Source organism: Halobacillus campisalis (assembly GCF_030345335.1).
Taxonomy (GTDB): Bacteria; Bacillota; Bacilli; order Bacillales; family Halobacillaceae; genus Halobacillus_A; species Halobacillus_A campisalis.
The window spans coordinates 651546-663999 of record NZ_JAPVRC010000001.1; the positions used below are offsets into that span (position 1 = coordinate 651546).

Annotated in this window: 9 protein-coding genes; 1 reads left to right on the forward strand and 8 read right to left on the reverse strand. The window is 41.3% G+C overall.

The features are described 5' to 3' along the window. Window positions 1-272: 272 nt before the first annotated feature. From dtd to O2Q26_RS03330, 7 genes are all read right to left on the reverse strand, one after another. Window positions 273-719, reverse strand: a complete 447-nt coding sequence (dtd, locus tag O2Q26_RS03300) for a D-aminoacyl-tRNA deacylase (RefSeq protein WP_253934400.1) — start codon at window positions 717-719, stop codon at window positions 273-275. Window positions 720-737: 18 nt separating this feature from the next. Continuing rightward, the gene (locus O2Q26_RS03305; protein ID WP_289214538.1) at window positions 738-2942 is read right to left on the reverse strand and encodes a RelA/SpoT family protein; all 2205 of its coding nucleotides are present in this window, start codon (window positions 2940-2942) and stop codon (window positions 738-740) included. A gap of 180 nt (window positions 2943-3122) precedes the next feature. After that, window positions 3123-3635: an adenine phosphoribosyltransferase gene (locus O2Q26_RS03310; protein WP_289214539.1), complete on the reverse strand. Its 513-nt coding sequence runs from the start codon at window positions 3633-3635 to the stop codon at window positions 3123-3125. Next, window positions 3625-5952 carry a single-stranded-DNA-specific exonuclease RecJ gene (gene recJ, locus O2Q26_RS03315; protein WP_289214540.1) on the reverse strand — a complete coding sequence of 776 codons (2328 nt, stop codon included), beginning with the start codon at window positions 5950-5952 and terminating at the stop codon, window positions 3625-3627. The genes O2Q26_RS03310 and recJ overlap by 11 nt, the downstream gene beginning before the upstream one ends. A gap of 60 nt (window positions 5953-6012) precedes the next feature. Next, window positions 6013-6348 (reverse strand): LapA family protein, encoded by a 336-nt coding sequence (locus O2Q26_RS03320; protein ID WP_289214541.1) that lies wholly within the window; start codon window positions 6346-6348, stop codon window positions 6013-6015. A gap of 98 nt (window positions 6349-6446) precedes the next feature. After that, the gene (gene secDF / locus O2Q26_RS03325) at window positions 6447-8720 is read right to left on the reverse strand and encodes a protein translocase subunit SecDF (protein WP_289214542.1); all 2274 of its coding nucleotides are present in this window, start codon (window positions 8718-8720) and stop codon (window positions 6447-6449) included. Window positions 8721-8842: 122 nt separating this feature from the next. Further along, window positions 8843-9139, reverse strand: coding sequence for a post-transcriptional regulator (locus O2Q26_RS03330; RefSeq protein ID WP_289214543.1), 297 nt, complete (start codon window positions 9137-9139; stop codon window positions 8843-8845). Window positions 9140-9264: 125 nt separating this feature from the next. Here O2Q26_RS03330 and spoVB point away from each other — a divergent pair, with 125 nt between their 5' ends. After that, window positions 9265-10821, forward strand: coding sequence for a stage V sporulation protein B (spoVB, locus tag O2Q26_RS03335; protein ID WP_289214544.1), 1557 nt, complete (start codon window positions 9265-9267; stop codon window positions 10819-10821). A 980-nt stretch (window positions 10822-11801) separates the two neighbouring features. Here spoVB and O2Q26_RS03340 read toward each other — a convergent pair. Then, window positions 11802-12452 (reverse strand): DUF421 domain-containing protein, encoded by a 651-nt coding sequence (locus O2Q26_RS03340; protein ID WP_289214545.1) that lies wholly within the window; start codon window positions 12450-12452, stop codon window positions 11802-11804. Window positions 12453-12454 lie beyond the last annotated feature (2 nt).

Below are 12454 nucleotides of genomic sequence, written 5' to 3' on the forward strand. Positions count from 1 at the left end.
ATAGCTGGGTTACAAGTGGTTGTTGTATTTCATAAAAGAGCTCTACAACTTTATTGCAGTATTGTGGAAGGATGGGTTTCGAGATACTTATAGGGCAGAGAGGCGGAAGGAAACGGTGAGATTCCCGCCCCACGGAAAGCGAACGTTGTCCTTTTGCCCTATACTCCCCATATGTCTCGAATCGAAGTCTTCAAGATGTGAATATCAACACGGAAATTGAAAAGAGACTAAATAAAAACAAGCAAGTGCTTAAAAAAGCTCTTGCTTGTTTTTTATCGATCTTTACTATCTAGTATGAGCGTGACGGGGCCACTATTCAGTAATTGAACCTCCATCATTTCTCCGAAGGCTCCAGTTTCCACTTCAACACCTTCGTTTCGTACAAACTGGTTAAAGCTCTCATATAATTCATTAGCTAACTCCGGTTTAGCAGCCTTCATAAAATTAGGCCGCCTTCCTTTGCGAGTTTCACCATATAAAGTGAACTGGGAAATGGATAGAATTTTCCCCTTCACATCTAGAAGGGAATCATTCAACTTATCTTGTTCATCTTCAAAGATCCGCAAGTGAGGAATTTTCTTAGCTAAGTATCGAGCGTCTTCTTCTGTATCTTCATGAGTCACACCCAATAAGACAACAAGTCCTTCATTAATTTCCCCGATGCTCTGCCCCTCAACTTTTACAGAAGCGGGGCCACTACGCTGAACTACTGCTCTCAAATCAATTCACTCCCGTTCCTACTGCATGACTCGACGTACTGTATATACTTCCTGGATTTGTTTTATACGTTCCACTATTTTTCGTAAGTGATCCGTATTTTGAATCAAAATAGTAATATGAATAGTAGCCATCTTATTACGATCAGATTTACCCGTTACAGCTGTTATATTTGTTTTAGTTTCATTCACCGCTTGAAGTACTTCATTTAAGAGCCCCCGGCGGTCGTACCCCCATATTTCTAAATCAACATGATACTGTTTAGTATCAGCTGGTCCTTTTTCCCAATAGACAGGAAGCAAGCGGGTTTGAGCTTCTTCCGTCTGCACATTAGGGCAATCCGAACGGTGTACTGATACTCCCCGCCCTTTTGTGATATATCCAACGATATCATCACCTGGAACCGGGTTACAACATTTGGATAGTCGCACAAGTAAGTTATCGACGCCTTCGACACGGACGCCTGAATCTTTTTTACTTTTCGAAGTCGATGTCTTGATTTCAGTCGTTGATACATCCGCTAACGTTTGTTCGAGATCCTGCGCTTTTTGAATTTGTCTCCGCAGTTTTTCTGTTAACCTTGTGGCGATTTGGGAAGCCGTGATCCCCTGGTACCCTACAGCTGCAAACATATCCTCATCATTTGCGAAATTGAACTTTTCAGATACTCTCTGCAAATTATCTGAAGTGAATACTTCTTTCGGCTGAAGATTCATGTTGCGGATTTCTCGTTCGACGGAATCGCGGCCTTTTATTACATTTTCTTCTTTCCGCTGACGTTTAAAAAACTGTTTAATCTTATTCTTAGCTTGAGAAGTCTGAGCCAATTTGATCCAGTCCTGAGAGGGTCCATAGGAGTGTTTAGACGTCATCATTTCTACGATATCACCTGTGTTGAGCTGGTAATCAAGCGGCTCCATTTTGCCATTCACTTTTGCACCAATCGTCTGGTTGCCGACTTCTGTGTGGATACGGTAAGCAAAATCGATCGGCACTGACCCTGAAGGAAGTTCCACCACTTCTCCTTTTGGGGTGAAGACATAGACCATATCCGAAAACAAATCCACTTTGAGCGATTCCATGAACTCTTCGGCATCATGGGTTTCACTCTGAGATTCTAAAATTTCTCTAAACCACGTCAGCTTTTCTTCAAACGAGTGCTTGGAGGTTGCTTCTCTTCCCTCTTTGTAAGCCCAGTGAGCCGCAATTCCGTATTCAGCGATCTCATGCATTTCATGAGTGCGTATCTGAACTTCAAGGGGATCTCCTTTAGGTCCGATAACTGTCGTATGCAGGGACTGGTAAAGGTTTGGTTTAGGCATGGCAATGTAATCTTTGAAACGCCCTGGCATCGGTTTCCAGCATGTGTGAATTATGCCTAAGACAGCATAACAATCTTTAATACTGTTCACTAAAATTCTTACAGCCAGTAAATCATAAATTTCATTGAATTGTTTATTTTGCAAAACCATTTTACGATAAATACTATACAAATGTTTCGGACGCCCGTTAAGATCCGCTTCGATGTTAACGTCATCAAGCTGGGACCTTATTTCGTTCATGACGTCATCGATATAAAATTCTCTTTCGTTTCTCTTTTGTTTCATCAAATGAACGATTCGATAGTACTGCTGAGGATTCAGATAACGTAAAGCAGTATCCTCAAGCTCCCATTTAATCGTTGAAATCCCTAACCTGTGAGCTAAAGGCGCAAAAATTTCCAATGTTTCATTGGAGATTCTGCGCTGTTTCTCAGACGGCAGATGTTTAAGGGTTCTCATATTGTGTAAACGGTCAGCAAGTTTAATCAGAATAACTCTCATATCTTTAGCCATTGCCACAAACATCTTTCTATGGTTTTCAGCTTGCTGAGCTTCTTTTGATTTATATTTAATTTTCCCCAATTTTGTAACACCGTCAACTAGCATAGATACTTCCTCGCCAAACTGTTTCTCTATATCCTCAAGTGTATAATCGGTATCTTCTACAACATCATGAAGAAAACCGCCGGCAATTGTCTCGGGGTCCATTTCTAAATTGACGAGAATACCAGCAACTTGAATGGGATGTATGATATAAGGTTCCCCGGACTTACGGTATTGCTCGCTATGAGCCTGATTGGCAAACTCAAAAGCCCTCCGTATAAAACCGAGATCCTTTTCATTCATATAGGAGGCAGCCTGCTCTATCACTTCTTCAGCTGTTAAAATTTTGTCTTTAGCCATACAATCACCCTGATTTCTCTATGCTTCCTAAAATTTAGTAGTGGTTTAGTTTTCATTATCAAAAAAAGACGAGAAAAAGTAAAGAAAAAACGTCTATTCACAATCAGTGAATAGGACTGATTATTTGTGAACTGAAAGAATCTAAAACAAAGAGCGCCCTAACTTAGGGCACTCTCCATCTTAATATTGCATTAGTGTCAAAACATCATAACCGTCCAGCTTATCTCGGCCATCTAAGTAAGTGAGCTCAACTAAAAATGCGCATCCAGCAACTACACCGCCAAGTTGTTCCACTAAGTTGATGGTAGCTTCGATTGTGCCGCCTGTAGCCAGTAAGTCATCTACGATAAGTACTCGCTGTCCCGGTTTAATCGCGTCTTTATGAAGGGTAAGAACATCTTTACCGTATTCTAAGCCATAATCAACTTTAATAGTTTCTCTTGGGAGTTTACCTTCTTTTCTTACAGGTGCAAATCCGATTTCCAGTGCATACGAAACTGGACAACCCACGATGAATCCTCGCGCTTCGGGACCTACAATGATGTCTATTTCTTTATCCTTGGAATATTCTACAATCTCATCAACCGCAGATTTAAAAGCCTTCCCGTTATCCATCAATGGGGTGATGTCTTTAAATTTAATTCCCTTTTTAGGCCAGTCTTCCACGATAGCAATATGTTCTTTATAATCCATTTAATACTTCCTCCTTGACGGGCTGTCTCTGTTTATCGAACCAGCCTTTCAGCTCTTTATATGTCGAATAATAGAGAGCCTGTTCCACATGTAATTGTTCTTTCCTCTGTTTATATAGAGAAGACTCTGATAAGTCTTTCTGAGCAGGAGCAGATTCAAGTGTAATAAGACCATCTTCCATTTTAACAAAACCAAGTTCAAAAAACACCTGGGAAATAAAATCAATCATTGAAGCATTCCAGCCTTTTCTTTGAGCAAGTCTTTCCCGGTCATTTTTCAGATGAAAAGATTTTTGCTTTACAAGCATACCATAAAACCACTTAAAATGATCTCTCGTAGGCCATGAAGTGAAAAAAGCACTATCATCGATTTGATAACAAGCATAAATATTATCCGGCGCAAGCTTGTGAACAACGTTTGATACATGAGAAAGCTGTTCCGGCAGATCGATAAAAACGAGCCCCTGAACATCTGCTGCAGTCAACTTATCTATTTCATCATAGTGAATAACGGGCACATTAGCAGGAGGCGTGGTCTCTTGTTGGAATCGAACAGCTGTCGCAGTTTGTCCAGCAGGAAATTTCAAATTCTTTTCCAGATGCTTGGAGCCGCGATAATCAAACAGCTGCCAGGATTGGACTTCCAGATCTTTGATCATAATTTGAACGTTTTTGCGTCCGTTCCATTCATTAATACTAAGCTCTCCCACTATATCCAGTTCTGAAGCCGGCGCAATTTGAGAATATAAATCACCTAAACCAAAAGCGATACCGTCCAACTTGCTTGTATCTTTCTTAAAGCTGAATTTCAAATGATTTTGTCTGCTTCCTATTAAGCGTATTTCTTTAGGCGTTTCTTTTATATGAAATAAGGGCTTTGGATTGCCCATGCCAAAAGGTCTCAACTTGTTGATCTCTTCGATTTGCTGAAGGGTAATCTCTTCTATTCCTATTGACATCTCCACGTTCAAAACTTGCTGATAATCGTCATCACTAAGCTTGTTCTGCGCCATTTCACATAACTTCGACCTTACTGAATCCACTTCATCTATAGACAAAGTCATTCCTGCCGCCTGAGCATGTCCGCCAAAATGAATAAAATGATCTCTGATTTCCATGCAGTTTGAGAACAAGTCGAATGCATCAATACTTCTTGCGGATCCTTTGGCTTGCTGCTTTTCAGAGTCAATCGCAAGTACGATAGCCGGCCGATCAAACTGACGCACGAGCTTGGAAGCGACGATTCCGAGAACCCCGGGGTTCCATCCCTCTTTAGCTACCACGATGACTTCTCCTAATGGCTGCTCCTCATTCATCAGGATCTCTTCTGCTTCTTTAGCGGTTTGTGTGACGATCTTTTGACGTTCCTGATTCAACTGGTTGATATACTCCGCGAGCTGCACGGCTTCCTCACGAACTTCTGTTAAAAAAAGCTCTACAGCAGGAGAAGCATCTTGAAGACGGCCAACTGCGTTAACTCTCGGTCCTATAGTGAATCCAACCATTTCCTCATCAATAGTGCCTTCAATTCCACATACTTCTTTTAAGCTTTTCAGTCCTATGCGTTTTGATTGGGATAAAGCTTTTAATCCTAAATGAACAAGAGCACGATTCTCATCCTTTAAAGGTACCAGGTCCGCAATCGTCCCCAAAGCAACCATATCAAGAAGGTGTTGAGGAAATCGCCCAAGAAGAGCTTGCGCAAACTTAAACGCTACTCCTACTCCTGCCAATTCATTGAAAGGATAATCTGGTGATGTTTTAGGATGAATGATGGAATAAGCCTCGGGTAAAGATTCTTGAACTTCATGGTGATCAGTAATAATCAAATCGACACCTAATTGTTTCGCCACTTCTGCTTCATGGACTCCAGCTATCCCATTATCTACTGTAATGATGATACCCACACCCGAGGCAGCCGCTTCTTTAAAGGCTTCCTCATTAGGACCATAGCCTTCTGTAAAGCGGTTCGGAATGTAAAAATCACAAACTGCTCCAGCCTCTCGCAACGCTTCGATCATCACAGTTGTCGAGCTCACACCATCTGCATCATAATCTCCATAAACAAGAATAGGCTCACCTTGCGCAATAGCTTGTTTGACTCTATCCACAGATTTCTCCATTCCCTGTAATAGTAGAGGGTCATGCAAATCATTTTGAGAAGGATGCAAGAAACGGTCAACTTCTGTGAGCTCTGTTATATTTCTTCTTTCAAGCATACGTCTCGTCAATTCAGAAACTCCTTTAATCTTAGGAGATTCAAAGTTTTCATTATCTTCATTATATGTAAAGTTCCATTTAGTTTTACTTGGTAACATAAGTTCACCCCTGACTAATCCATTATACAAGAGGTCATCAGGGGGAGCAAATGTGATTATTTAACTGTTTGAGTTCGTCTCTTCTCCGATGTCGGAAGAATCATCTGCGGGACGCATGTCTTCAGAATTTGAAGTAGTCGTTGAACTGGAATTTTCATTCATCTTCTCATTTTTCAATTGCTTAATTTCTCGTTTTAACTGATAAAATCTCCGAGCTCCTACTAAAGCAGTAATCAACCCTCCTAAAAGCACGGAGAATAATATGACGAGAATAAGCGGTGCTTGTCCGGAACCGAACAAGTAGTTGACTTCAACATTGCCTACATTAATAACTGCAAACACAGCTACAATTAACGCAAATATAAGTGCAAAAATAAAATAAGTCTGTCCTTTCAATGGTAGAACCTCCTTCATCCATAGTTATTGTATTTATACCCTGATTCATCCTCGTATAATCAAAAACAAGGCTGCCTCTGTAAGACAGCCTTGCGTTGTTAAACTTGTGGTCCACCAGTGTTTTTCTTTTTAACGAATTCCACTGGCTTATCTTTGATATTTTTTCCTCGCCATACTAACCATAGCTGTGCTGCTATAAACAGTGAAGAATACGTACCTGCGATCAACCCTATGACAAGTGCGAATGCAAAATTAGTAATCGATGAAGCTCCGAATACGAATAGCATAGCTGCCGCGAATACTACTGTAATGACCGTATTCAGGCTTCGGGCCATCGTTTGAAGCAAGCTGTCGTTCACTATTTTAGCGAGTTCTTTGAAAGATTTCACCTTCTTGTGGAATTTCAGGTTTTCCCTGATCCGGTCGAAGGTTACTATCGTATCATTGACTGAATACCCTACAATCGTAAGAATCGCCGCAATAATCGTTATATCAAACTCCAATCTGGTTAGACTGAAAAAGGCTATGATGAAAAAGGCATCATGTAATAAGGCTATGATCGCAGTCATTGCAAAGAAAAATTCGAACCGGATGGTTACGTAAATAATTATTCCTATGGAAGCGTACAAGACTGCAAGTGCCGCGTTTTTGGCCAGTTCCTGTCCAACTACAGGAGACACCGTACTGACGTTAGGGCTGCTGCCATATTCCTCAGTGAAATAATCTTGTATTTCTGCAATTTTTTCCTGGGGCAATTCTGACTCGAACCTGGCTACAGCGATGTCGTTGTTATCTCCTGATAAAACTATTTGTTTTGGAGGTACATCAAGTTCATCCTCAAATGCTGATTCTACTTCCTCCGTAGAAATGCTCTCATCCGCAAGTATTTCCACTCTGGAACCACTTGTGAAGTCTATTCCCAAATTCAATTTAAAGATACCGAGAACGATAGCTCCAGCAGTCAAAAGGACAAGTGAAAGCGCAAAGAATTTTTTTCGATGCTTAATCAAATCGAATTTACGATTCATGAACTTGGCTTCTAAAACTTCTCCATCTTCTAATGTATGGACTTGATCTTTTTTAACTCCGAACCAACCAAACCTCTTGGTCAAAAATCGACTTTTAACCCATAACCCTAAAAGCAGCCTTGTTCCATAAACAGCTGTGATGAAGCTTACGAGTATACTTACTATAAGCATGGTCGCGAACCCTTTTACAGAGCTCGTCCCAAAGGCAAACAAAACACCTGCGGCAATCAATGTTGTGATGTTCGCATCTAAGATTGTAGCCAGCGAGCGTTTATTCCCTGACTTAAATGCTGAGAGTACGGATTTACCGGATTTCAACTCTTCTTTAATTCGTTCATACGTGATGATATTGGCATCTACCGCCATACCTACGCCGAGAATCAATGCGGCAATTCCTGGAAGGGTAAGCACGCCTTGCAGTAGCTCAAATACAACGAGTATCAAGTAAATATAAGCTGACAATGTAATGACAGATATCAATCCCGGAAAGCGGTAATAGAAGATCATGTAAACAAAAATCATTGCAACACCAATCATTCCCGCATAGATCGTCTTATTCATCGCTTGCTCACCGAACTGAGCTCCTACTGATGTGGAGTAGGTTTCTTCAAGTTCAACTGGGAGCGACCCGGCATTTAAAATATCTGCTAACTGTTGAGCAGATTCTTGTGTAAAGTCTCCTTCGATTTGTACGGTGTTGCTTCTGATTCCTTCACTTACCCGAGGAGCTGAAACATAAGCTGGATCTTCTGAAGCATATTCTTCCTCAAACGAGATATCTTCATCATAATCGAGCCATATCACTAACAAATTCGGTGGATATGTAGCGTTTTCTACTGGCTCCTTATTTGAAATCTCCTGAGTGACATCATAGAATTCAGAAGCACTTTTCACCTCAAGTGTAACGATAGGCGCATTATTTTGATCGTAGGATTGCTGAGCACTACCTTCGCGAATATCTGAACCGTCCATATATTCGTTACCTTCTACATCTCTAAAAGAAAGCTGTGCAGTAGTGGACAATAGTTCCCTGGCCTCTTGCTGGTTTTGAACGCCTGCAAGCTGCACCCTGATGCGGTTATTGTTTTCAATCGATATATTGGTTTCGCTGATTCCTAAAACGTCCACACGTTCATTCAAAGCTTGGACTGTCGATTCCAGCACCTGCTGGCTGACTTCCTGGTCTTCGTCCAGAGTCTCGACATCGTAAAGGATTTCAAACCCACCTTGTAAATCCAATCCTAAATTGATATCCTTCGTCACACCAGTTATTGTAGTTCCAATCGTAGCTGCCAATATGATAGCGATTAGAAAAAAGGCAACGATACGCCCTCTTTTCACCATAAAATTCTTTACCTCCTTTAAACTTCAACGACGATGACACTATGTAGTAAGTTATCGTTTGTCTATAATTGTTACTTTGTCAATTTTACTACTTTTTTCGTTTTAAACAACACGAAAGTTTATCATTTTTCTGAACTCCCGCTATCTACGGCTTTGATCGACTCCATTAAGTCATCATTTTCGTAAGCTTCTACCGTTATATAGCTGACATATTGATTGTTGCTCAAGTGTAATACATCCTGGACTGCTGCATGTAACCGTTTCTCAGGATTGTTTTTCCAGAGTTTCTTATTGACACATCTCCATATATCCTCCGCTGTTGCACTTCTATATCCTAACAGCCTGAACTCCTCCTGTTTACTTAAGAGGATGGGTGTTAATGTTTCTTTCCATTCGCTGACAGGTTTAATTCCTTTCATGTATGGCACTCCTTCAAATTATTAGTAACGGAGAATTAAGAAATCCTTTGTCATGCCTTGTCCATCTCAATGCATATAATTCATTGTATATGAATTTCATTTCTTTGAGAAGGCGGATCCCTACGATGTCAAAACAAACCTTTTTGCATGGAGCGCTTATTCTAGTAGCTGCTGGACTCGTTACTCGGTTATTAGGATTTATAAACCGCATTCTAGTTGCCCGGATCATGGGAGAAGAAGGTATGGGACTGTATATGATGGCCCTTCCTACCCTTATCTTAGTATCCACCATCACTCAGTTTGGCCTTCCTGTCGCTATTTCTAAACGTGTCTCTGAAGCGGAAGCACTTGGTGATGAAAAACAAATCAAAAGAATTCTCATCGTATCCCTTACAATTACCGGGAGTTTAAGTATTATTTTTACAGCCGGACTATTTCTCTTCGCTCCTGTTTTGGCCCAGTACTTATTTACGGATGTACGTGCGTTAGCACCTTTACTTGCTGTCACTCCTATTATTCCTATTACTGCTGTATCAGCTGTACTGAGAGGTTACTTCCAGGGACGACAGAACATGAAACCACAAGCTATTTCTCAAGTTATTGAACAGGTTGTCCGCATAGCAACTGTCGCTTTTTTAACGAACCTATTTATGCCATATGGTGTCCAGTATGCAGCGGCTGGAGCAATGATCGCTGTAATCATAGGAGAATTTGTTTCCCTTCTTTACATGTCCAAACAATTCTCCCTTCATAAAACCTTCAAATTAAGGAAAGCCTGGAGGAAACAAATCAAACAAGGAAAAGCGACATTGAGGCAATTAATGACGATAGCCCTGCCGACTTCCGGAAGCCGCCTGATTGGCTCTCTCACTTATTTCTTCGAACCTATACTTGTGGCGCAGAGTCTTGCTATTGCCGGATTCACTGCAATAGAAACAACTAAATTATATGGGGGGCTAACAGGATACATTCTCCCATTATTATTTCTACCTACCTTCTTAACACACGCTTTGGCCGTTTCACTCGTCCCTTCGATCAGTGAATCTGCGGCTAAACATCAATATGAATCCATTCACTATCGAATATTACAAGCCATCCGCTTGTCCCTTGCATCTGGCGGACTCATAACAGTCATCTATTTCTTATTTCCAGCAGCTACGTTGGCAATCGTTTACGGTACCGACCAGGGAGGTTTCCTCCTGCAGTTCATGGCTCCCTTTTTCTTGCTCCATTATATTCAGACCCCCTTACAGGCTAGTCTGCAGGCACTGGACCTGGCCAAGGCTGCCATGTGGAACACATTGATCGGAGCCGCCGTGAAATTCATCGTATTGGTAGCCTTAAGTTCAAGACCTGAATTTGGAATTAACGGCGTGGCGATCGCTATGGTGACGGGAGTTGTAATTGTGACACTCCTTCATTTATCAGTCCTAGTGAAATCTACCGGCTTTGTATTCCCTATCTTCATGACTGTAAAATTCTTCTGTATACTAGTGGTAACCGCTTCATTTGGAATGTTTATCCACGAGCAAAATTTTATGTCATCCGACGCTCTTATTGAGATGCTTTTAGTCGGTGGAATCCTGACATTCCTTTATTTGCTGCTTCTATTCAAGTTCAAATTACTGACTAAAGAAGAGTGGAATCTCATTCCATGGAATAAAATAATGAAAAAAAGATAGCCTGAAAGGTTGCTCACCTGTCTGGCTATCTTTTTTTGCGTTGTTTAATAAATTTACATGTTGATAATCATATAAGCTCCCTTATCTTAAGTACTCCGTTTCGAGACTTTTGTATAAGGAGCCGTATTAAGAGTCAGGGGTTGTTGTGAAGCTACCCGCTTTCCTGTGGGATCTTTGCTGTTCCGTCATCATGATGAGTGGAAGGTGGTTTTAGGAATGGACTTGCTTTCCGTGGGAGTGCGGTGAGCTTCCTCAGGCTGTCGCCTTCCGGGATCTCACCTATCACTCTCATCCCACAGGAGTCTCGCCCATTCCTAAAACCACCTAACTTAAATTAAGAGACGGAACTAAGAAATGAGAAGCAAAAAAACTCTTGTACCAACGTTTCCCAATCAAACCCGTGTATTCGAGGTTCTACGCTTAGCGGTTGAACGAGACTTCCTTCACTTCTGAACGATAAGTCAACATCGACTCCCTTCGTTCTTCGTGTTTCCTTTATCTCCGCCAGCTCAGTCCAGTCCATACGCCGCTGACCAAAGCGCTTCCGCTTTTACAAAAGGAGTCTCGCAGCTTCCCAACAACATCATTCGATGAAGGTGAGAAACTACCCCATAAGGAACGGCTTTTGTCCTTCATTTCCTATAGGTAGAAAGCGCTCTATAGCAAGTCTTTCGAACACATGCTTACATTGAGTTTGCTGCTTTCCTTAAAGCGGTCGAGACACTTATATGGAAAGGAGTGGAAGGAAACGGTGAGACTCCTGTGGGATTAGCGGTACAGGTGAGACCACACAGAGCGAAGCTCGAGGAGGCTCAGCGTCCGCCCCACAGAAAGCGAACCGTTTCCTGTAGCACCTAAAATCTTACTATGTCTCGAAACTGAGTATTCGGAGCTTTTATGAATATCAACAAGGAAATTTAACAGAGCCATTAATAAAAAAATGAACAATTCACTTGCCTTAAGCTATCATACATCTAACATCACTTTATTTCGTTTTTCTCATCTATAGAAAGATCTCCATCAGAATTCACAGTACATAAGGAGATATTCGACGAATCAACGTAACCTTTTTGTTTCAGTTCATTCATAAGCCACTCCTTGCTTTTTTCAATCGATCGTAGTCCGTTATATTGAACATGTCCATCTTCTATCAATACGACTGCATAATCCGAACTGCCGTCCTCACCCTTTTTGAATACAGACAACTTTCCAGAAGGTTCAAGTATAGCAAAGTCTATGACTTTAATGTCTTGTACTTCCTGTTCCCTCAACTGCATGAGTAGATCAGAGAAATTGTAGCGCTGACGCCGCATCTCTCGCTCATCAATTTTGCCATTCCGTATCAATATCGAGGGCTTCCCGTCAAACCAGTCGCGAAACCTTTTACTCTTCAGAGATAATAACGCACTTCCCCATTGTATCAGCAGTAATACTGCCATAGGGATAACCGCCTGCCACAGGGAGGCTTCGGGCTTTTCAATCAAAAATATAGCAATTTCGGCGAGCATTATAAATACTACGAGATCCATCACGCTCAGCTCGCCGATCTCCCTTTTGCCCATTAATCTAAAAACAATCAGTATGAAAAAATAAGTTATAACAGTCCGAATGATCAATTCAAAAATAACCATAA

Excerpts from the sequence above, each read along its gene's own strand:
- secDF (WP_289214542.1), bottom strand. The coding sequence starts at position 8,720 with ATGGTGAAAAGAGGGCGTATCGTTGCCTTTTTTCTAATCGCTATCATA.
- spoVB (WP_289214544.1), top strand. The coding sequence starts at position 9,265 with ATGTCAAAACAAACCTTTTTGCATGGAGCGCTTATTCTAGTAGCTGCT.
- O2Q26_RS03305 (WP_289214538.1), bottom strand. The coding sequence starts at position 2,942 with ATGGCTAAAGACAAAATTTTAACAGCTGAAGAAGTGATAGAGCAGGCT.
- O2Q26_RS03330 (WP_289214543.1), bottom strand. The coding sequence starts at position 9,139 with ATGAAAGGAATTAAACCTGTCAGCGAATGGAAAGAAACATTAACACCC.
- recJ (WP_289214540.1), bottom strand. The coding sequence starts at position 5,952 with ATGTTACCAAGTAAAACTAAATGGAACTTTACATATAATGAAGATAAT.
- O2Q26_RS03340 (WP_289214545.1), bottom strand. The coding sequence starts at position 12,452 with ATGGTTATTTTTGAATTGATCATTCGGACTGTTATAACTTATTTTTTC.
- O2Q26_RS03310 (WP_289214539.1), bottom strand. The coding sequence starts at position 3,635 with ATGGATTATAAAGAACATATTGCTATCGTGGAAGACTGGCCTAAAAAG.